The following is a 20896-nucleotide window of genomic DNA, read 5'->3' on the forward strand; positions in this document are numbered from 1 at the left end:
ACTCCCTCCCTCCCCGCGATCGGCGGCCCAAACCCCCTATGCCGTAGGCAAGTTCAGCCTCTGCTGACCGCCGCCAGGATCTCCGGCAGCCGTCCCGCCGTGCGTGGGGCGGCGAGGCGCAGGCCGAGGAGGGTGAGCAGGGCGCCGTAGCCGACGCCGACCGGGAGGAGTAGCCAGGTCCAGCGGTCGCCGCCGGAGTCGACGTTCAGCCAGATGGTGAGGGCGATGACGGGGGCGCACAGCAGGGCGGCCCCGACCATGCCGCCGAAGATGGAGACCGTGGCGAGCCCGGACTGCCCGGGGGCGACGTTCTTGTACCCCTCCTGCGGGATGGAGTACGGGAACCGGGCCGACGACCAGGCCCCGGCCGCCAGCATCGCCCCGAGCAGGGCGAGGGACAGCCCGAGCGCCTCCGGCAGCGTCGCCCAGTCGTCGAGCAGCGCGGTGGTGAGGACGACCACGAGGGTGGCGTACGGCAGGCTGATCAGCAGCAACGCCAGTGCCCGGCCGCGCAGTTCGACGTACGCGTCCCGGGTGGACGAGATGGTCATCGCGACCATCCAGAAGGCGGAGGTGTCCTGGCCGAACTGGTTGTACATCTGGATGCCGAGCATCCCGGCCGCGAAGCACGCGAAGTAGATCGACCCGGTGCCCTGCAAGGCGTTGAACACCGGCACGATCAGCCCGATCGCCAGCGAAGTCACCCACGCGGCCTTGGTCTTGGGGTCGCGCCACGCGTACCGCAGACTCCGCTCCATGACGGTCCCGGTACGCCCGCCCGGCAGCAGCCGCCCCAGCCCGCCGGAACCCCGCTCCCGCGCACCGGACGGCTCGGCGGCCTGCAGAGTGGACCCGTCGGGGGAGGTCATCAGCCGGGTGAGGGTTCGCGACCAGGCCCCTAGCAGCGCCACCAACGCACCAACACTGAGCGCGAGTTGGGCGACCGCGATCCCGTACGACCCTTCGCTCGCCGAGTCCACCGCCCCGATCGCCGAAGCGGGTGGCACCCACGCCAACACCTCGGCGGCCGGGTCGAGTTGCCCGAACCCGGCCGAATTGAGCTGCTGTGCACCGAAGTTGACGACCTGCGCCCCGATCGCGATGACCAGCCCGCTGAGTACGGCGAGATCGCGGCCCTTGCGGCTGCTGAGCAGCCGGATGTTGGCGGCGGCGACGGCCCGCGCGAGCGCCACGCAGACGAGCAGCGCGAGCGGGACGGCGACGAGCGACACGACGTACGCAGCCCCGCCGCGTGCCACGGCGATCGCCGAGCCGACGAGCAGTGACAGCGTGAACAGCGGCCCTATCCCGACGAGCGAGGCGGCGAGCAGGGCTCGGACCAGCGGCTGGGGGCGCAGCGGCAGCATCACCAGCCGGGTCGGGTCGAGGGTCTCGTCGCCGCTGGGGAAGAACAGCGGCATGACGGCCCAGCCGAGCGCCATCACCGAGAGCAGGAGGACGGTGACGGACGCGGCGTACGCGTTGCCGCGCAGGGCGATCAGCCCGAGGAACTGGAGCGCGGCGAGCAGCAGCACGACGACGACGGAGGAGATGTACGCGGCCCGCCGCCCGGTCGACTGCCGCAGCCCGTTGCGCAGCAGCGACAGCTTGAGCCGTACGACGACAGGTGTGAGGGACTCCGCCGTACTCCCCGCCGTACTCCCCGCGGTACTCCCCGCCGTACTCACCGGGCGCCGCCGCCCAGCCAGTCGAGGTGGGACCCGTGGTCGCGCCCGCCCGCGCCGACGAGTTCTAGGAACGCGTGCTGGAGGGAGGGCGAGTCGCCCCGTACCTCGGCCAGCGACCCGTGCGCCCGGATGCGCCCCGCCGCCATCACCGCGACCCAGTCGCACAGCGACTCGACCAGCTCCATCACATGGGAGGAGAAGACGACGGTGGCGCCGGAGGCCGTGTAACGCTCCAGCACACCCCGGATGATCTGCGCCGACACGGGGTCCACGCCCTCGAACGGCTCGTCGAGGAACAGGACTTCGGGATTGTGGAGGAGAGCGGCGGCGAGGCCGATCTTCTTGCGCATACCGGTCGAGTAGTCGACGACGAGCTTGTGCTGCGCGCCGGCCAGGTCGAGGACGTCGAGCAACTGGGCGGCCCGCTTGTCGACCTCGGAACCGGGCAGACCGCGCAACCGCCCCGAGTAGGCGAGGAGTTCACGCCCGGACAGCCGCTCGAAGAGCCGAAGCCCTTCGGGTAGCACCCCGATCCGCGCCTTCACCTCGACGGGGTCCCGCCACACGTCGTGCCCCACGACCTCCACGGTGCCCTGATCGGGCCGCAGCAGCCCGGTCACCATGGAGAGAGTCGTGGTCTTCCCGGCCCCGTTGGGCCCGACAAGCCCCACGAACTTCCCCGCAGGCAACTCCAGATCAATCCCGGCAACAGCAACCTGCTGCCCAAACCGCTTCCAGAGCCCCTGCACGCGCACGGCAGCACCATCGACCATGCGGTCACCATATGGTTTTTACGGTGCGATGGAGGTTTTTAGGGGCGCGGGGAACTGCGCGACCAGCCCCCACCGGCCGGTAGTCGCCACACAACCGCAACCAGGTACCCCGAACCGCGAAGTTACCGATCCCGCCCGCAAGCGTAAGCAAGCGGCGAGATCAACTCCTCCGCATCCGGCAGCCACCGATTCGCAGGCGTAGGCCGGCAGGCCCACTGCACAGCCCCCCGAGACCCGTACCGAGTAGGCGGAGCGGCCACATACGCCCCCTCCCCCAACGCGACCAGATCAAGAGACGCCGGCGCCCACCCCAACTTGCGCACCAGATCAGGCACCTTCACCGAAGCCCCCGGCAACACAAAGAACCGCATCCGCCGATCCGGCGTCAACGTCACCGGTCCCAGCGTCAGTTCCATCCGCTCCATGCGCGCCAGCGCGAGGAACCCGGCAGTCTCAGGCACATCGATCGCGTCGAACGTGTGGCCGGTCGGCAGCAGGATCGACGCCGTCGGCTGCTCGGTCCACAGCCGGCGCGCGACAGTCGCACTGCCCGTGGCCTGCGTGATCCAGTCGGGCCGTGTCGGGTGTGCGCCGGGCAGCGCGCACGCGGCGTCGCCGCAGGAGCAGCGCTGCACCCCGTCGACTGCTTCCAGCCACGTACCGGGAAACACGTCCCAGTGGCGCTCTTCGGCGTAACGGACGGCGGTTTCCAAGAGGGATTCGCCGCGTTGCTTGGGGATTTGGGCAGCATCAGGGCCCGCGATGGTCTCTTCCACGATGAACTCAACTCTAGTGGGAATCATGAGTTACGCATGTCACATGCGCGGGGGAGGAGCATCGATTCCGCATCTGGGGCGCATGGATGCATGTACGGGGGCGCGCGGGAGGATCCGCGGCGGGCCTGGGTAGGCAGGTGAGGGGCTGGGCATCCGCCTTTACCCCGGCAATCCTCACATGCTTCGCATTTTCGGCATGCCTGCGGGGCATTGATCTTCAAGGCCGGATTCATTCGCTGGATCCGGGCACGGAAGACACGTCAACTCGGTGCGTGGGCAGGGCACCGCAGCCACAGGGGGTACGCCATGGCCGCAAGGCCTCTCGTCGCGCGGCAGCCGAACGAACGGTTGCAGGCGCTCATCCAGGAAGCGGGCTGCTCGAACGCCGGGCTGGCCCGCCGGGTCAACATGTGCGGCGCCGAGCACGGCCACGATCTGCGGTACGACAAGACGTCCGTGGCCCGTTGGCTGCGCGGACAGCAGCCGCGGGGCCGGGCGCCCGCGATCATCGCCGAGGCCCTCGGCCGCAAACTGGGCCGTACGGTCACGATCGACGAGATCGGCATGGCCAACGGCAAGAACCTCGCCTCGGGCGTCGGGCTCCAGTTCTCCCCGACCGTCCTCGGCGCCATCGAGCAGGTGTGTGAGCTGTGGCGCAGTGACGTGGGCCGCCGGGACTTCCTCTCCGGTTCGTCCGTAGCCGCGTCCGCGCTTGTCGAACCCAGCCGTGACTGGCTGATCTCGTCCCCGGACTCCCAGGTGGCGCGCCAGGCGGGGCCGCGCGTGGGCCCGTCGGACGTGGCGGCGGTGCGCGCGATGACCCAGGCGCTCACGGATCTCGACCACCAGTACGGCAGCGGGCATGTGCGTCCGGTCGTCGTGCACTACCTCAACAGTGTCGTCTCCGGGCTGCTGGCGGGCTCGTACCGGGAGGCGGTGGGGCGTGATCTCTTCGCCGCCGTCGCCCGGTTGACCGAACTCGCCGGGTACATGGCCGTCGACACCGGCCAGCCCGGGCTCGCCCAGCGCTACTACATTCAGGCGCTCCGCCTCGCCCAGGCGGCCGGGGACAGAGGGTACGGAGGGTACGTACTCGCCGCGTCCATGAGCCATCTCGCCGCGCAGCTCGGAAACCCGCGGGAGATCGCGCAGTTGGCGCGGGCGGCGCAGGAGGGGGCGCGTGGGAGGGTCACCCCGCGCGCGGAGGCCATGTTCTACGCGGCGGAGGCCCGCGGGCACGCGTTGATGGGCGACGCGCGGTCGGCCCAACTGGCGTCCGGGCGCGCGGTGAACGCCCTGGAGGCGGCCGATCCGGAGTCCGGGGACGACCCCGCGTGGATCGCGCACTTCGACGCGGCCTACCTGGCCGACGAGTTGGCGCACTGCCACCGGGACCTCGGCCAGGCCGAGGCGGCGGCGCGGTGCGCGCAGGAGTCGCTGGACGGCCACCCCGAGACGCGGGCGCGGCGCCGGGCCATCGGCCTGGTGCTGCTGGCCTCGGCGCAGGTCCAGCAGCGCGAGGTCGAGGAGGCCTGTCACACGGGTCTGCGCGCGGTGGAACTCCTGGGCACCCTGCGCTCCAACCGGGGCGCCGAGTATCTGGAGGACCTGCAGCTGCGCCTGGAGCCGTACCGCGACGAACCGGTGGTCCGGGAGTTCGGGGCACGGATGGATCTGCGTGCGGCGGCGTGACGGGAGCGTGATGGGAGCGTGATGGGAGACACAGCCGGAGGCTGAGTTGCTGGTGGGGCAGTGGTCTGGTCCTGTGCTGCGTGGAAAGGGATTCCGGGGACCCGGTAGCGTTAACCGACGATTCCGAAGGTCCCCCATTAGTTGGAGTCCCGGTGACGCAGAGTGGACAGGGCGAGGAGCCCTCGCCGCGCGTGGCGCGCGAAGGCATCGTGCTGCCCTCCGACGGCGGCGAACCGCTGCTGCCGGGCATGACGGGGGGAAGCGCCGCCCGGCCCGTCCCCGCACAGGCGCCGCCCCCGCCCCCGCCGACCCCGACCGGCGGTCAGGCCTGGGGCCAGCCGTGGGGCCCGGACATGAACCAGCCCCAGGGGCAAGGCCAGGGTCGGCATCAGGGCCCGTACGAGGGTCAATCTCAGGGCCAGAACCAGGGCCTGTACGAGGGCCAGACTCAGGGCCAGACTCAGGGCCAGACTCAGGGCCCGTACGAGGGTCAGAACCAGGGTCAGCCTCAGGGTCGGTACCAAGGGCAGCCCCAGGCCCAAGGCCAGGCGCAGGGCCAGGCGCAAGGTCAGGCACAGGGGCAGGGACAGTCTCCGGCGGCCGAGGGCTGGCCGGCGGCGCCCGACGCCCAGCAGCACCAACAGTGGGGCACCCAGGGGCAGTTCCAGCCCCAGCCCCAGAGCCAGCCCCAGCCTCAGCTGCAAGCGCAGCAGCCGCAGCAGCCGCAGCAACAGCCCGAGCAGCAGGCCTCGTCGGCACCGGCGTGGAACAACGACCCGAGGGCGACCGGGGATTGGCACCAGCAGCCCGGTTACGGCGCCCAGCCGACCCCGGGCGCCCCCCTCCCCGTACCGCACGCCCCGCAGGGCGCCGGGTCCGCGCCGCTGCCGCCCGCGGCCGGGGGCACCCCCATGCCGCAGCACCAGGAGCAGCAGCACCAGCAGCAGTCGTACGGCCAGGGTCAGCACGCTAACCCGTACGGGCCGTACGGCGGCGCCCCGTCCGCCCCGCTGCCCCCGGAGGGCGGTGCGGCCGTCCCGTACGCCGCCGCGCCCGGTGCACCGCTGCCGCCCGTCGACGAGGGCGCGACGCAGTACATACCGCCCGTTCCCGGCACCTCCGGCCCGGTCGTCGACCAGGCCACCCAGTACCTCCCGCCGGTCGCGGCGCACACCCCCGCACCCGCACCCTCACCCGCTCCCGCGCATGTCAACGAGGCGGCGACGCAGTTCCTGCCGCCCGTGGGACCCGGCGCGCTGCCGCCCGAGACGAACGCCGAGGCGACCACGTTCCTGGGCCGGGTGCCGCAGGCGGCCCCCGCCCATCCGGACGCCGAGGCCACGCAGTACATCCCGCCGGTGCCCGGAGGGCCGTACGGCGCCCCCGACGACCGTCAGCCGCCCTCCGCCTTCGACAACCTCTTCCGTGGCGGCCCGGGTGGCCAGGGAGCCGACGAACCGGCCGGCGCCACCCAGCAGTTGCCCCGCATCCAGCCCCAGCAGCCCGGCCCCCCGGCCTACGCCCAGCAGCCCTCGTACGGCTTCCCGAATGCCGCGCCCCACGCGCCCCACGCGCCCCACGACCTGGACGACCGACACGATGGGCGAGGTGGGGGCAGACGTTCGCGGGTGCCCGTCATCGCGGCCCTCGGGATCGGGATCGCCGTGCTCGGCGTCGGGGCCGGTGCCCTGCTGAGCAGCGGGGGCGGGGGCGGGGACAGTGACGACGACGCGGGCAACAAGACCGTCGCGGCGACCTCGGCCGCACCGGAGGAGTCCGGGTCACCGGCCGCCGACCCGGCCCAGGCGCAGGCCGTCGAGCTGGACAAGCTGCTCGCCACCAGCAACAACAGCCGTGACGCGGTGATCAAGGCCGTGGCGGACGTCAAGTCCTGCACCAACCTCGGCCAGGCGGCCACGGACCTGCGCGACGCGGCCCAGCAGCGCGGCGAGCTGGTCACCCGGCTCGCGGCGCTCCCCGTCGACAAGCTCCCGAACCACGCCGCGCTGACCGCCGCCCTCACCAAGGCGTGGCAGGCGTCCCAGTCGGCCGACAACCACTACGCGGCCTGGGCCGACCAGGTGGCCGCCAAGAACGGCTGCAAGAAGGGCCAGGCCCGTACGACGGGCCAGACCCAGAACGGCAACCGGCAGAGCGGGATCGCCACCACGCAGAAGGCCAAGGCGGCCGAGCTGTGGAACGCGATCGCGAAGTCGTACGGCCTGACGGAACGCCAGTCCACCCAGCTCTAGCCGCCCTGCCGGGGGCGCGGCGGCGGCCGCGATGCGGGCTGGTCAGCCGTCCGCCGCGCTCTCCAGGAGCTTCGTCGTGTTGATGAAGCCCTTGCGGGCGGCGACGAGCCGGCCGTCGCGGACGACCTGGAGGGTCACCTGCGCGTTGACCAGGCGCGGGAAGCCGACCACCGACAGCAGGTCCTCGAAGCGCCAGCGCAGCGTCGGGGTGAGGCCGCCGGTGGTGACCTGGAGGCCGTCGTCGAGGGCCCGCCGGACGGTGGTCGAGGAGACCTCGCCGTCCAGTGACTCGACGACCGTCCTCAGGACGGTGTACGCGATCCAGGTGGTCTGCACACCCGCGTCCTGAGGGTCGATGCGGTTGTCGTCGAACGCCTCTTCGCTGATGACCTTCTTCATGTCGTCCCAGCGGGCGTCACTGGCCACCGGGTACCAGCCGGTGATGTACGAGTCCTCGTACGGGCCGGACTTGCCGCCGTTCGCGTTGATCACGGTCTGGTCGACGCTGCCGAGCACGGCGGCGGTGCGCACGTCCGGGTAGTCCTCGCGGTCGCGCCGGAAGGAGTCCATGAAGGTGTTGGTCCGGTCCCCGAGCGCCGGCACCACACACCCCTCCTTCTCGTCCTCACTCTCGTCCTCGGTGTCCGTCGTACGTTCGAGGGCGAGCTTCGTCTGAGACCCGTACTCGGTGGCGTCCTCGGCGGCCAGCTGGTCCAGCGACTGGGCGTGCCCGCCGGCCTTCAGACCGGAGTCGAGGAGCTGCGGCAGCTGGTCGCCGGCGATGGTGTCGGGGCGTATCAGCGCGACGGGACCGCAGACGGCGGCGAGTTCCTTGCCGAGGCCGGCCAGGAGGGCGGGCGAGCCGCCGTTGACCGGGTAGGACATCGGGTTGGTGAACTCGTCGTTGGTGACGCCGTAGCCGCCTATGTACGGGATTCCGGCGGAGGCCAGCGGGCCCAGGAAGTCGTCGCCGAACTGGCTGTAGGAGCCGACGACCGCGACGACGTCCTCGTCGGCGGCCCGCCGGGCGCACTTCGCGGCGGCCACCCGGTCGTTGTGGTCGTTGCAGGTCAGGACCTTGAGCTTGCGCCCGTTCAGACCGCCCTTGGAGTTGATCCAGCGGGCGTACGCCTGCGCCATGGCCGGCATGCCGGGCTTGTTGGTCGCGTTGGTGCCCTCCGGCGCCCAGGTCATGACGGTGATGTCGCCGCTCCCGGAGTCGTCCGAGGTGCCCGGGATGACCCCGCAGCCGGCGGCCAGGGCCGCGCACACGGCCAGCGCGCTCATTCTGAAGGGGGTACGGAGGGTGGTACGGAAGGTGCTGCGGGGGCGTCGCCTGCCGGTCATAGACATGCACGATTCCGCCACACAGCCAACCCAGGTGTGACCCGTGGTCAATATCCGGTGACGCCGAGGTGAATTACGGGGGCTGTTGTTCTCTTTTTCACAGGGAACGTACGATCGGTGACCGTGCAAGGTTCGGAAGACTCTTCCCGTCGCGGCCGTCGCTCCTCCACCATGGGCGGCATGCCACTCAACGACATGCCGTGGTGGCGCTGGCGCAGCAATGTGCGCTCCGCGCTGCACATGCTCTCCGACCCGGTGTTCCAGCGAGACGTCTGGCTGGCCGGCGTCGACGGATACGGGGACGTCACCGACGCCGTGTACCGCCTGGTCGAGGACACCTGGCTGGACAGCTGGTCCGCCGAGAAATACGTCGGCACGATCTTCCGGGACTCCCAGGAGGCCGCCCTCGTCGACACCGCCGTGCTCCGCGTCCTGCGGATCATGCACCAGGTCGGCCCGGACGCCCCCGTCTCGGCCTACCTCGACCACGCCGGCTGGCCGGAGGCGGTCCAGGCGGCCCGGGACGCCCACGTACGCCTGGCGACGAGCGACGGCGAGGAACCGGACACCCCGCCGCGCACGCTGGAGGTACTGCGGATACTGACGCGTTCGGCGTGAGTAGTCGTACGTTCCGCGTGGCGGACGGGAGTCGGCCGGTCGGGGCGGATATGGGACCCTGTCCGGCATGAACGAGCAGTCCAGCCAGGCGACGGCCCCCGCCGAGAAGCCCGGTACGAAGTCCGCAGAGCAGTACGTCCTCACCCTCTCCTGCCCCGACAAGCAGGGCATCGTGCACGCCGTGTCGAGCTATCTCTTCATGACCGGCTGCAACATCGAGGACAGCCAGCAGTTCGGCGACCACGACACGGGACTGTTCTTCATGCGCGTCCACTTCTCGGCGGAGGCGCCGGTGTCGGTGGAGAAGCTGCGGGCGAGCTTCGCGGCGATCGGTGACGCCTTCCACATGGAGTGGCAGATCCACCGCGCCGAGGACCGTATGCGGGTCGTCCTGATGGTCAGCAAGTTCGGCCACTGCCTGAACGACCTCCTCTTCCGCGCCCGTATCGGCGCGCTGCCGGTGGACATCGCGGCGGTCGTCTCCAACCACACGGACTTCACCGAACTGGTCGCCTCGTACGACGTCCCCTTCGTCCACATCCCGGTGACCAAGGACACGAAGGCGGAGGCGGAAGCGCGCCTGCTGGACCTCGTACGCACGGAGAACGTGGAGCTGGTCGTCCTGGCCCGCTACATGCAGGTCCTGTCGGACGACCTGTGCAAGCACCTGAACGGCCGGATCATCAACATCCACCACTCCTTCCTCCCGAGCTTCAAGGGCGCGAAGCCGTACCACCAGGCACACGCGCGGGGCGTGAAGCTGATCGGTGCGACGGCGCACTACGTCACCGCCGACCTGGACGAGGGCCCGATCATCGAGCAGGAGGTCGAGCGGGTCGCCCACGACGTCACGCCCGACCAGTTGGTGGCCATCGGCCGCGATGTGGAGTGCCAGGCACTGGCCCGGGCGGTGAAATGGCATGCGGAGCGGCGGATCCTGCTCAACGGGCGGCGGACGGTGGTGTTCGCGTAAACCGGTGCGGTGGTTACGGCGGTTGCGGCGATCGGAGTGCTCGCAGTGGTCGCAGTGGTCGCAGTGGTTGCGGCGGTTGCGGTGGTTGCGGTGGTTGCGGTGGGGCAAGGACGCCAAGGGCCGGTCGCCCTGGACACGCGGACGGGTGCTCGCGTCGCTGGCCGTACTGACCGCTGCCCTGCTGACGTTCCACGCGGCCGTACCCAACACCGTCGGCAACCTGGGCAGCCTGCTGGAGGCGTTCCTGCCTTGGCTGGGCCTTGCCGTTCCCGTGCTCCTGCTCCTGGCCCTGCTGCGCCGCTCGACCACGGCGCTGGTGGCCCTGTTGCTCCCGGCGGTCGTCTGGACGTACCTCTTCGGCGGGCTCCTCTTCCCTCGGGCGGGTGAGGAGGCTGACATCACGGCGATCCAGCACAACGTCAGCGACGAGAACCCCGATCCGGCGGCCACGGCGAAAGCGCTGATGGAGGCCGGCCCGGAGCTGATCGCGCTGGAGGAGCTGACACCGTCCGCGCTGCCGCTCTACGAGAAGACCCTGGCCCCCGCCTACCCCCACCACGCGGTCGAAGGCACGGTCGGCCTCTGGTCGAAGTACCCGCTGACGGACGTACGACTGCTGGACATCAGGCCGAAGGGGATCGGGGAGGGCTGGGACCGCGGACTGCGGGCGGGCGCACGCACGCCGTGGGGCGAGATCGCCGTATACGTGGCTCATCTGCCCTCGGTCCGCATAGGGCCGACGGGCTTCGCGTCCGACTACCGGGACGAGAGCGCGGGACTGCTGGGCAAGGCCCTCGCCGCGGAGAAGACGGCGAAGGTGATCCTGCTGGGCGACTTCAACGGCACGCTGGACGATCGAGGACTGGACCCGGTCACGTCGCGGATGGAGTCGTCGACAGGGAGGTTTGCGTTCAGCTGGCCCGAGGTGTTCCCCGTCTCCCGGATCGACCACGTAATGGCGCGTGCGGCGACGGTCACCGACGTACGCACCCTGCCGGCCACGGGAAGCGACCACCTGCCGATTGCCGCAGGCATCAGACTCGCCTGACGGTCGGCGATGAGTTTCACGGTGGGCGCCAGTCTGTATCTCCGACACGCTATGCGCGCTTGAGGAGAACATCATGACCGCGACCTACACCTTCGACGTCTTCTCCAGCCTCGACGGCTTCGGCGCCGCCGGCGGCGACTGGACCGGCTACTGGGGCAAGCAGGGCCCCGAGCTGCTCGACCACCGTCTCGCCCTGTACGGCGGGGAGCAGCGGATGGTCTTCGGGGCCAATACGTATCGGGCGTTCGTGGGGATGCTGGCGGCAAGCACCGAGGAGTCCGAGGTACGTGACCCCTGGGTCACCCGGATGGTGAACCTCCCCGCGACGGTGGTGTCGACCACGCTGCAAGAACCCCTCGACTGGCCGGACGCGACCGTCGTGAGCGGGGATGCCGTGGACGTCGTAGCCCGGCTCAAGGAGGAGTCCGAGGTGCCGTTGCGCTCACACGGCAGCCTGTCGATGAACCGGGCGCTGATGGCCGCGGGCCTGGTGGACCGCGTCCAGGTGACGCTGTTCCCGGTGATCACCGGTCGGACCGGCCTGGACCCGATCTTCCAGGGCGCGGCCGACTTCGACCTCGAACTGATCGAGAGCCGGACGCTCGACGGCCACATCCAGGAACTGGTCTACCGGCCTGCCCTGCATCTGGCTCAGTGAGGTTGTGTCAACGACCATCGACCGTACTGTCGAACCAGTTACCGAGGAGGACTTCTGATGCGCAGCGTGACCTATTCGATGAGCGTTTCCCTTGACGGCTACATCGTCGACCCGGATGGCGGCATCGACTGGACGGTGCCCGCCCCGGACGTCTTCCGCTTCTGGATCGACGAGATCCGAGACGTCGACGTCCACATTATGGGACGACGGCTGTACGAGACGATGCTGTACTGGGAGAACGCCGACCAGGATCCTTCGCTCGGCGAGGCAGAGCTTGAGTGGGCCGGGCTCTGGAACCCGCTCCCGAAGGTGGTGTTCTCGACCACGCTGTCGGAGGTGCAGGGAAACGCCCGCCTGCTCTCGGGCGGCCTCGCGGAGGAGATCGAGCGGTTGCGGGCCGAGCCGGGGGAGGGCGAGATCGCGATCGGCGGGGCGACCCTCGCCGCCGAGGCGTCCGCGGCAGGCCTGATCGACGAGTACCGGACCATGGTCTACCCGGTCCTGATCGGCGGCGGCATTCCGTACTTCCCCCGGAACGAGCGCCGGGTGGACCTCGAACTGGTCGAGACGCGCACTTACAACTCGAAGGTCGTTTATCTCCGGCACCGGGTGGTGCGGTAGCCGGCTTGTCTGCCGGGCAGTGGGGAGAACGACCCTCGGCCATCACGACTTTGTAATCGTCCTGCTCAGGAGGTGCTCCCTGCGGCTTCAGGGACGAGTCGGCTCGTGAAGCCACGGGAGGCCAGTCGCTCATATGCGCGAATTACCTTGGTCGGTACATCTTGCGTGATCATGAACCCCTGGGCTGGGTAGATCAGCAGCCGTTGCAGTGAACCGACCAGCATGTCGATCACAAGGCGTGCGTCCTGGATGGAGCCGACATAGTCAGGGAGCGTCATGGCGGTCGACGCACTGACGAACTCGGTTTCCGGCCAGAGCTTACGGGCGGTGGCGTACACCCGACGCTCCTCATACGGCTTGCTGACGAGCAGTACGGACGACACGTCGGCTCCGCGTTCTTCGAGTAGGGCGCGCGACAGCGTGATGTTCTGACCCGTGTTGCGAGCGTGGGGCTCAACGAGGATCACGCCCGCCGGCACACCCAGTTCGAGAGCGCGATCCCGGTAGTGCTCGGCTTCACCGCGCGGCATGCGCCCCTCGGTGGTCCGACTGGTCGCCCCGGTGAAGACGATCAGGGGCATCATGCCGCGCCGGTACAGGTCGACGGTGGTGTCCGCGACTCCCAAATCGTGACTACCGAGACCGATGCCCACCGAGCACGGGCGCGGTTCGTGGTGCATCTGCTGGTAGTCCCACAGGAGTTGGGTGTCTTCCCAATCTCGTACGGAGATCACGCCGAGCCTTCCTTTTCGCTGCCGTTGTCGTTGGCGGAGTCGGGCACCTTGAACTCGTACTCCCACGCAAAGCGTGACGCTGCGTGGATACCGACCGCGAACTCAACCACCGTGCCATCCGCCGTGTACGTGGTCCGGTGAAGTTCGACCACGGGTTCGCCGACGGGGAGCTGTAGGAGCTTCGTCTCGTCTGCGGTCGGGATGCGGGCGAACAGTGCCTCCTTCATGTGGTCGACCTCGTATCCCGCGTCGTACAGGACGCGGTATCCGCCGCCAGGGCCGGCGGGCCCCGGAGTCGGGTCGACGATGCGTGTTCCCTCGACGTGTTCCGGCCGGTAGTAGCTGGTCAGAGTGTGCGTGGGCTGCGTTCCCTCCTTCACGAGCCGGGCGCGCGCGTACACGTCGGCGCCGACGTGTACGCCGAGCCCCTCCGCCACAAGGCTGCTCGCTTGGACGCGGCTCACGGACTGCGTCTGCTCGTTGCGCCTGTAGGTGCGCCCCGATGCCACGCGGTCCGCGATGAACGCGACTTCGTCGCCGTCACGCCACTTCACTTTGTCGTACCGCGCGATGCCGAGTCGCTTGAGTCGGGTGCGTGGGCGGACCATCGTGCCGTGCCCGCGCGTTGAGGTCACGAGGCCTTCCGCCTCGAGCGCCTTGTACGCCTGATGGACGGTGGACTTGGAGCCTTCCCCGGCCTCGACCTGCTCTCTGATCTGCGGCAATGGCTTGCCGGGTTCGATCTCGCCGTTCCTGATCTGTTCCGCAAGCCTGTCTGCCAGCTCACGCCACTTCGATGCCATGTAGGACTCCTTTCGATACCTCTCAGTCAAGCGCAGTCCTAGGACTGTTGACAGTTACTGGGACTGCGATGCATAGTCGCCTCAGGCGGTTCACAGTCCTAGGACAGCGAGTTTAGGGGGTTCCTCTTCGAGCTACTTCAATGCCGTGCCATGACACCTCAGTCCCTGCCTGGCTACCACCTCTCGGTGAGGAGGGGCCGTCACCGGAGTCCCGAGCCTTACCGCCCAACCAAGGGAAGTGAGCCCATGGAACAGTTCGAGCGTGCACGTCTCGATTCGTACTTCGCCCGCATCGCGGCTGCCTTCGCCCCGACGGAGAGGCCGTCGGCCTTCCTGATCACGCATCTCCTGCCCGAGCGCCCCTCGTTCGCGCGGGCCGTGGGCACCAGCACCCGCCTCCGGGCCGTCCTGCCCAAGCCCAAGTCGGTCAACGCAGCCGCCCGCCGTGAGATCGAAAGGGCGACCCAGTGCGACACCCTGTCGCGCGAGCTGTTCGAGGACCCCGGCACGGCGGTCGACTACATCGAGTCGCGTGCCAGCGGTGAGGCTGTCGTCCTCCTCGACGTCGGCGGGTACTTCGCACCGACGCTCGATGCCCTGTGTGAGCGGTTCTCGGGCCGCGTCCTGGGGGTGGTCGAAGACACGGAGAACGGGCACAAGAGGTATGCCGGCGCCGAGAAACTGCCGTGCCCGGTGGTCTCCGTCGCCCGGTCCCCGCTGAAGGACCCCGAAGACTTCCTCGTGGGTCAGTCGGTGGTGTTCTCGACCGAGGCACTCATGCGGAGCCGTGGTGACATCCTGCACGGCCGACCGGCCCTCGTGATCGGGTTCGGCAAACTCGGGTCGAGCATCGCCCGGCTGCTGCACGCCAAGGGTGTACAGGTCACCGTGCACGACATCGACCCCGTCCGCCGCACACAGGCTCTCTCGCAGGGCTTCACTGTCACCAGGGACCGCGACACGGCCCTGCACGGGGCGGGTCTGATTCTCTGCGCGACGGGGGCTGTGTCCTTACGGGGCGAGGACTTCTCGGCTCTGCGGAATGGTGCCTACGTCGCCACGGTCACGAGCAGCGAGGACGAACTCGACCTCGCCGGCCTTCCCGACGTGTACCAGCGGACCCCGAGCGGGGAGCACATCACCCGATACCAGACGACCGGCCACTACTTCTACCTGCTCAACGGTGGCAACGCCGTCAACTTCCTGCACGGTGCCAGCGTGGGCCCGTTCTCTACCTCGTGCAGGCCGAGATACTCGCGGGCATCCGAAACCTCGCTCACGGGGACCTCGGACCCGGTATGCATGAGGTCGACGCCGAGGACCGCGCGACCATCGCCGGAACCTGGCTCAACTACTTCAACCGCTAGGAGAACCAGCCTCATGCCGATCACCGCGCAGCATGTGCGCGACACCGTCGATACTTACCTCGCCGACCACCCCGGCGAGGAAGACGCCCTTTCGACCCTGTGCAAGGTCGTCGAGCAGGCGGGCGACGCGGTCGCATCGCGCAAGGAGTTTCGCGGACACGTTACCGCTGGCGCCGCCCTGGTCCGCCCCGACGGCCGTGTTCTCACCATCGAACACCGAGCGCTGCGCAAGTGGTTGCTGCCCGGCGGTCACATCGAGGCCGACGACGAGAGCCTGCGTGACGCTGCTCTACGCGAGTTGGCCGAGGAGACCGGCATCAGTCGCGATCAGGTCGAATCGGCCGACGACATGCCCCTTCATGTCGACGTGCACATGATCCCGGCCAACGACGCCAAGGATGAACCGGAGCACCTGCACTTCGACTTCCGGTACCTGTTCCGAACCACCGCAGACGCGGTCGAGCTGCAGGAAGAAGAGGTCACGAACTACTCGTGGCAGTTCGCGGACATGCTGACGACCGAGCCCCTGCGCTCCCGGGTGATGGCAGCCGCCGTACACCCCTAGGTCGCGGAATCCCTGATCAGGACCCCGGTACTGGTCGCTGAGCGATCTGGCCGACGGCCGACGAGTGCACGTTCAGACGTTCAGCCGCTGGTTGTCGTTCGGTCATCACAGGAAGGTGATCGCCACGCTGGAACGGGGTCGTCACCAGTCGGTGGAGGACGAGTCCGCACGAGCGGGGCAGTTGTGGCTGGGCCCGGATCCCCATAGTGCGTGGCGCATGCGCCACGCCGCTGCTCGCAAGACATCGATCCCCTCACAGCCGTGGAGTCCCTGAGAGCGGCGCTCGACCAGCTCGGCATCGTGCTCCCGTCTCTCGGTGTCGACGCGGCCTCACCCGCCCTCGGCCTCGTGGAACTCGGGCGTGTACGCGCTGACGTGGCCCTGCGGTTGGCGCACACGCTTCGGCACGGGGGTCCGGCGGTATGACGGTGAAGCGGTCGGTCGAAATCCTGGACGTCGAACAGACCACGGCGATGCGCGATACGGCGGTCCGGTTTCTCGGTGAACCGGCGTTGCCGCGGTACGAGACCGTGCAGCACTTCGGGCACGCCTTCCACCGCGACCTGTGGCGGCTGATTAGATCGAACGGGCGGGCCTGGCCGGTGAGTTCGAGCGCGTCAAGCGGCTCGCCCGCTCCGTCGTGGCCCTGTGCGACCACCACGAGAATCTGAACAGCCCGAACAGGGCGACCTCTTGAGCGTGGGGCCCTGAACACCTTTGTACGGGGGATCGGAATCCGGTCGTCCGAGGTTTTCGGTTGCAGCAATTGGTCCGTACCAAAGCATTGACTCGGCCTTGTCCCACTCCTTAAATCAACAGGCGACGCCTTCACCCCCCACCCCGGTCGGCTCACCTGTGTGCTCGGCCGCCGTATGGAAGGACCGCGACGTGGCTTCCCCACGCCTGCTTCGCAGATGCCTGTTCGCCGCCTTGTCCGCCGTGTTGGTCGCGTCCGCCGCGACCGGCGCCGCGCATGCGGCTCCGGCGGATCCAGCGGACCCATCGGATGTCTCCGCCGCCGCGGTGACGTTCTCCGACACCTTCGACGGTGCCGTCGGCAGTGCCGTCAACTCCTCGAAGTGGTCGCTGGAGACCGGCGACAACGTCAACAACCATGAGCGCCAGTACTACACGTCCGGTACCAACAACGCGGCCCTGGACGGCCAGGGCCACCTGGTGATCACGGCCAAGAAGGAGAACCCTGCCAACTACCAGTGCTGGTACGGGACTTGTCAGTACACCTCGGCCCGGATGAACACCTCAGGGAAGTTCAGCGCGCAGTACGGCCATGTCGAGGCCCGGATGAAGGTCCCGCGTGGGCAAGGCATGTGGCCCGCGTTCTGGATGCTCGGCACCGACATCGGCTCGGTCGGCTGGCCCAACTCGGGTGAGATCGACGTCATGGAGAACGTCGGCTTCGAGCCCTCCACGATCCACGGCACCCTCCACGGTCCCGGCTACTCCGGCTCGGCCGGCATAGGCGCCGGCTACACGCTCTCGAACGGCCAGGCCTTCGCGGACGCCTTCCACACCTTCGCCGTCGACTGGGCGCCCAACTCGATCAAGTGGTCGGTCGACGGCGTCGTCTATCAGACGCGCACGCCCGCCGACGTGGGCGGGAACACCTGGGCCTTCAACAAGCCGTTCTTCCTGATCCTCAACCTCGCGGTCGGCGGCTACTGGTCCGGCGACCCCAACAGCTCCACGGCCTTCCCGGCCCAGCTGGTGGTGGACTCGGTGTCGGTGACCACCGGCGACACGGCCACCGGCGTGGCGATCAAGGGCCTGGCCGGCAAGTGCGCGGACGTCACCGGGGCGAACTCCGCCAACGGAACCCCCGTACAGCTCTACGACTGCAACGGCTCCGCCGCCCAGCAGTGGACCGTGGGATCCGACGGCACGATCCGCGCGCTCGGCAAGTGCCTGGACGTGACCGGCGGCGCCACCGCGGACGGCACCACGACCCAGCTCTACGACTGCAACGGTTCCGCCGCCCAGCGGTGGGCCGTCAGCTCGGCGAACGACATCGTCAATCCGCAGGCCGACAAATGCCTGGACGTGACCGGCAACAACTCCGCCAACGGCACCCGGCTGCAGATCTGGACCTGCTCGGGCGGCGCGAACCAGAAGTGGACGATCGGCTGACCCAGACCTGAAGACAGCCCGCAACGGAGTCGGCGTCGTCGAGCCACCTCACGCGACCACCAACCACCACACCTGACCAGGGCGACGGCGTCCCCTACATCCGACTCAGCGAAGCCGCCGCGAACAGCACATCCCTGATCGCCTCCCTGTCGCCGTTCTGTCCCGCCGCCGCTTCCTCCGGGGACACGTGGCCCGCTGCCAGTTGGCAGAACTCCACGCCGTCCAGGGCCACATGGGCGACCTCGTGGGCGGCTGAGGGGAGGGCGGCCGGGGAGTCCAGGGGGATGAGCCATTCGCCGCCGCCGGAGCCCTCGATCTCCAGGCGGAGGCTGCGGCCGGGTTCGCCCGCCGGGACCAGGTGGCGGGTCGTTCGGCTCGGGGTCGCCAGGCCTGCTTGGCGGCGGGCTGCCAGGGCCTCCGGGAGCATGCGGGCCGCCAGGTCGATCATGCCGTGGAGGTAGCGGGGGGCCGGAGGGTCGTAGGGGTAGTCCACCGCTTCCGCGATGTCGCCCGCGTGGACCCAGCACTCGAAGGCGCGGTCCAGCATCGCGTCGTGCAGCGGCAGTTCGAAGTCGCCGTACGGCACCGGCAGCTTGCCCGCGCCGCCGCCCGCGAAGGAGACCGTCCGGATGATTCCGTGGCTCTGCGCCCGCCATGGCATCCGGACCGAACGGGTCGGGGGGAAGTACGACGCCCGCCAGTACGCCTCCGTGCGGCCCGCCGGAGTCGGGGGCATCGGGGTCTTCTGGTCGCCCGTCACCGGGTCGTCCAGGCCCAGTGCCACCGCCACCAGGCCGTCCACGCTCAGCAGATGCGCGATGACCCCGGCGACCGTCGTCCGGCGCGTCGTCTGCTCGTCGCCCTCGAACCAGCGCAGGCGTACGGGCGCGTGCCACTCCGCGTCGCCGAAGTCCTGGAGCAGGGCGTCCAGGCGGGCGGTCTCCGCGTCGTACGGAGTCGCCCACTCCGGGACCGGGATGCGTGGCGGGCGCCGGTCCAGGCAGCCTTCCAGGACTCGGGTGCGCAGGGTCGGGTCCAGGTCGAGGGGCTCGGGGCGTTGGAGCAGTTCGACCGCCTCTCGCAGGCGCCTTGCCTCGTCCGCGCAGGCTCCGCACTCCCCGAGGTGGTCCTCCACCGCCAGCGTCTCCTCCGGTGCGCACGCCGCCAGCGCCCACGCCCCCAGCAGCGACCTCAGTACGTCGTGTTCCAGGATCAGGGGTACGGGGGGTCCTGGGGGTCCTGAGGGGACGGCAGGCAGGGGGTGGCCCGTGTCCTCCACCGAGGAGCGTGGTGTCGGTATGCGGGGCGGGCCGGCGCTCGCGTCCCGTTCCTTGTCGTTGTCGGGGCCTTGGGGGCCTTGGGGGCCCTGCCCCTCGTACCCCTTCCAGTCCCCGTCCTCGTGGCCCGCGCCGCTCACACCGCACCCCCGTATTCGGGGGGTGCCCCCGGTGTGCCGGTGTCGTGGGCCGTGGACAGGAGTTGGAGGCCCAGGCGGAGGCGGCGGCGGGCCTCGGCCTCCGTGACGCCCAGGTCGACAGCGGTCTGGCGGTAGTCGCGGCGGTCGAAGTACGCCAGCTCCAGGGCGGCGCGCAGCGGGGCCGGCATGGACGTGACGATGTAGTCCGCGCGGGCGGCGACGGAGGCCCGGCGGACCCGGCGTTCCAGTTCCTCCAGGGAACTCGTCGAGCCGGTGGTGGCTGTTGCCTCTGGGTTGGTCAGTGCTGCTGTCTCCGTCTGGCGCAGGCGCTTAACCGCGAGGCTGTGGGTCAGGGTGGCCACCCAGGAACGCAGGGGGCCCTGTTTGGGGTCGTACGCGTCGGGGTGCTGCCAGACGTGGGCGAAGACCTCGTGGGTGATGCGGTCGGCGGCCTGTTCGTCGGCCAGGACACGGTGGGCGAGGCCGTGCACGAGCGAGGCGAACCGGTCGTACAGCTCACCGAGTGCGGCGGCCTCCCCGCGCGCGAGCCGCTGCTGCATCTTGCGGTCCCAGCGGGGCGGTGTGTCCCTCTTCGCCATGCGGTCCCCTCACCCCCTAAAAACTGTCCAGGTCCGGCGGTTGCCCACCCTCTCCTCGAATGTAGTCGGCCCCTCCGACAGCCCACTCCGCTTTGCGGCATTGTGCGCCCTCCGAGGAGCTCTGGATGGTAGAGAACCGACGGAGATCGACCGAGACTGACGTAATAAGCGTCTATTTCGATCGAACAGGATCGCGCGTGACCGAAACAAGCCCCTTGCAAACCGCTTGCAAGTCTCTTGCGATCTTGGCCGAGTAGATGTGCGGTGTTTGGTGGCACTGCTGCTGGGCAGCCGCGTCGACAGGAAGCGTAGGAAAGGCTTCCGTTTCTGTCGCACGGATCTGGCACACGGATCTGTCGCGCGAAGTCGGACGAGTTGAACGAGAGGCGTGATGGTGGCGTTCAAAGTGACCGACGGCGAGCGCGGCGGCTGGACCGTGCTTCAGGTGTCCGGAGAGATGGACCTGGTCACCTCGCCGGAGCTGCGCCAGCGGGTGCACGCGGCGGTGGCCGACGGCCGTCGCCGAATCGTCCTCGACCTCTCCGAGGTCGTCTTCTGCGACTCCAGCGGGGTCGGTGTTCTCATCGCCACCCGTCGGCTGCTGCGGTCCTGCCAGGGGCGGCTGCGCCTGATCCTGCCCGCGCAGGGCATCGCGGACAGCGCCCACGCCCACCACGTCAACCGGGTGCTCGGCGCGCTGGGCGTCCGCCGTCTCTTCGATGTCTACGCGGACCTCACCACGGCCGCCGACGAGACGGCGGCCCCGCTCACCGCGCCCACCCACGTGTGATCCACCTCCATGTGCCCCACGCGCGCGTGA

Annotated in this window: 19 protein-coding genes and 2 pseudogenes; 13 read left to right on the top strand and 8 right to left on the bottom strand. The window is 69.4% G+C overall.

Going from position 1 to position 20896, the window contains the following annotated elements; all coding sequences use genetic code 11:
- Nucleotides 1-53: 53 nt before the first annotated feature.
- From LUX31_RS25905 to LUX31_RS25915, 3 genes are all read right to left on the bottom strand, one after another.
- Nucleotides 54-1688 (bottom strand): transporter, encoded by a 1635-nt coding sequence (locus tag LUX31_RS25905; protein ID WP_235477453.1) that lies wholly within the window; start codon nt 1686-1688, stop codon nt 54-56.
- Entirely contained in the window at nt 1685-2461 is a 777-nt protein-coding gene (locus LUX31_RS25910) for an ABC transporter ATP-binding protein (protein WP_235477454.1), read from the bottom strand. The genes LUX31_RS25905 and LUX31_RS25910 overlap by 4 nt, the downstream gene beginning before the upstream one ends.
- 122 nt (nt 2462-2583) lie before the next feature.
- On the bottom strand, nt 2584-3237 hold the full coding sequence (locus LUX31_RS25915; protein WP_235477456.1) for a bifunctional DNA primase/polymerase: 654 nt from the start codon (nt 3235-3237) through the stop codon (nt 2584-2586).
- Between the two features lie 306 nt (nt 3238-3543).
- On the opposite strand from LUX31_RS25915, the gene LUX31_RS25920 reads away from it, so the two are divergent.
- Nucleotides 3544-4929: a transcriptional regulator gene (locus tag LUX31_RS25920; protein ID WP_235477461.1), complete on the top strand. Its 1386-nt coding sequence runs from the start codon at nt 3544-3546 to the stop codon at nt 4927-4929.
- 152 nt (nt 4930-5081) lie between these two features.
- Nucleotides 5082-7181 carry a hypothetical protein gene (locus LUX31_RS25925; protein WP_235477464.1) on the top strand — a complete coding sequence of 700 codons (2100 nt, stop codon included), beginning with the start codon at nt 5082-5084 and terminating at the stop codon, nt 7179-7181.
- Nucleotides 7182-7223: 42 nt separating this feature from the next.
- Here LUX31_RS25925 and LUX31_RS25930 read toward each other — a convergent pair whose 3' ends face one another.
- The gene (locus LUX31_RS25930) at nt 7224-8528 is read right to left on the bottom strand and encodes an ABC transporter substrate-binding protein (protein ID WP_235480051.1); all 1305 of its coding nucleotides are present in this window, start codon (nt 8526-8528) and stop codon (nt 7224-7226) included.
- A 117-nt stretch (nt 8529-8645) separates the two neighbouring features.
- On the opposite strand from LUX31_RS25930, the gene LUX31_RS25935 reads away from it, so the two are divergent.
- From LUX31_RS25935 to LUX31_RS25955, 5 genes are all read left to right on the top strand, one after another.
- A complete protein-coding gene (locus LUX31_RS25935; protein ID WP_235477467.1) occupies nt 8646-9146 on the top strand; it encodes an SCO4402 family protein in 501 nt (166 codons plus the stop codon).
- A gap of 67 nt (nt 9147-9213) precedes the next feature.
- Nucleotides 9214-10119: a formyltetrahydrofolate deformylase gene (gene purU / locus LUX31_RS25940; protein ID WP_235477475.1), complete on the top strand. Its 906-nt coding sequence runs from the start codon at nt 9214-9216 to the stop codon at nt 10117-10119.
- A 94-nt stretch (nt 10120-10213) separates the two neighbouring features.
- Nucleotides 10214-11167: an endonuclease/exonuclease/phosphatase family protein gene (locus LUX31_RS25945; RefSeq protein WP_443046073.1), complete on the top strand. Its 954-nt coding sequence runs from the start codon at nt 10214-10216 to the stop codon at nt 11165-11167.
- 73 nt (nt 11168-11240) lie between these two features.
- Nucleotides 11241-11825 (top strand): dihydrofolate reductase family protein, encoded by a 585-nt coding sequence (locus LUX31_RS25950; RefSeq protein ID WP_235477477.1) that lies wholly within the window; start codon nt 11241-11243, stop codon nt 11823-11825.
- Between the two features lie 57 nt (nt 11826-11882).
- Nucleotides 11883-12446, top strand: coding sequence for a dihydrofolate reductase family protein (locus LUX31_RS25955; protein WP_235477480.1), 564 nt, complete (start codon nt 11883-11885; stop codon nt 12444-12446).
- Nucleotides 12447-12511: 65 nt separating this feature from the next.
- Here the strand turns inward: LUX31_RS25955 and LUX31_RS25960 are convergent, their stop codons facing one another.
- Together LUX31_RS25960 and LUX31_RS25965 are read right to left on the bottom strand one after the other, a co-directional pair.
- Nucleotides 12512-13180 (bottom strand): YdcF family protein, encoded by a 669-nt coding sequence (locus tag LUX31_RS25960; protein ID WP_235477482.1) that lies wholly within the window; start codon nt 13178-13180, stop codon nt 12512-12514.
- Nucleotides 13177-13983, bottom strand: a complete 807-nt coding sequence (locus tag LUX31_RS25965; protein WP_235477485.1) for a GntR family transcriptional regulator — start codon at nt 13981-13983, stop codon at nt 13177-13179. The genes LUX31_RS25960 and LUX31_RS25965 overlap by 4 nt, the downstream gene beginning before the upstream one ends.
- Before the next feature lie 246 nt (nt 13984-14229).
- On the opposite strand from LUX31_RS25965, the pseudogene LUX31_RS25970 reads away from it, so the two are divergent.
- From LUX31_RS25970 to LUX31_RS25990, 5 genes and pseudogenes are all read left to right on the top strand, one after another.
- A pseudogene (locus LUX31_RS25970) lies at nt 14230-15350 on the top strand (adenosylhomocysteinase).
- A 169-nt stretch (nt 15351-15519) separates the two neighbouring features.
- Nucleotides 15520-15915: pseudogene (locus LUX31_RS25975) on the top strand (NUDIX hydrolase); the annotation flags it as partial.
- Between the two features lie 210 nt (nt 15916-16125).
- The gene (locus LUX31_RS25980) at nt 16126-16341 is read left to right on the top strand and encodes a hypothetical protein (protein ID WP_235477487.1); all 216 of its coding nucleotides are present in this window, start codon (nt 16126-16128) and stop codon (nt 16339-16341) included.
- Nucleotides 16338-16586 carry a hypothetical protein gene (locus LUX31_RS25985; RefSeq protein ID WP_235477488.1) on the top strand — a complete coding sequence of 83 codons (249 nt, stop codon included), beginning with the start codon at nt 16338-16340 and terminating at the stop codon, nt 16584-16586. Before LUX31_RS25980 ends, LUX31_RS25985 begins: the two co-directional genes overlap by 4 nt.
- Nucleotides 16587-16803: 217 nt before the next feature.
- Entirely contained in the window at nt 16804-18060 is a 1257-nt protein-coding gene (locus LUX31_RS25990) for a glycoside hydrolase family 16 protein (RefSeq protein WP_235477489.1), read from the top strand.
- 94 nt (nt 18061-18154) lie between these two features.
- Here LUX31_RS25990 and LUX31_RS25995 read toward each other — a convergent pair whose 3' ends face one another.
- On the bottom strand, nt 18155-19477 hold the full coding sequence (locus LUX31_RS25995; RefSeq protein WP_235477490.1) for a zf-HC2 domain-containing protein: 1323 nt from the start codon (nt 19475-19477) through the stop codon (nt 18155-18157).
- Nucleotides 19474-20076 (bottom strand): sigma-70 family RNA polymerase sigma factor, encoded by a 603-nt coding sequence (locus LUX31_RS26000; protein ID WP_235477491.1) that lies wholly within the window; start codon nt 20074-20076, stop codon nt 19474-19476. The genes LUX31_RS25995 and LUX31_RS26000 overlap by 4 nt, the downstream gene beginning before the upstream one ends.
- Before the next feature lie 388 nt (nt 20077-20464).
- On the opposite strand from LUX31_RS26000, the gene LUX31_RS26005 reads away from it, so the two are divergent.
- Nucleotides 20465-20866: an STAS domain-containing protein gene (locus tag LUX31_RS26005; RefSeq protein ID WP_235477494.1), complete on the top strand. Its 402-nt coding sequence runs from the start codon at nt 20465-20467 to the stop codon at nt 20864-20866.
- Nucleotides 20867-20896: the final 30 nt, after the last annotated feature.

The sequence above is a fragment of the Streptomyces sp. GQFP genome (assembly GCF_021545335.1).
Classification (GTDB): Bacteria; Actinomycetota; Actinomycetes; order Streptomycetales; family Streptomycetaceae; genus Streptomyces.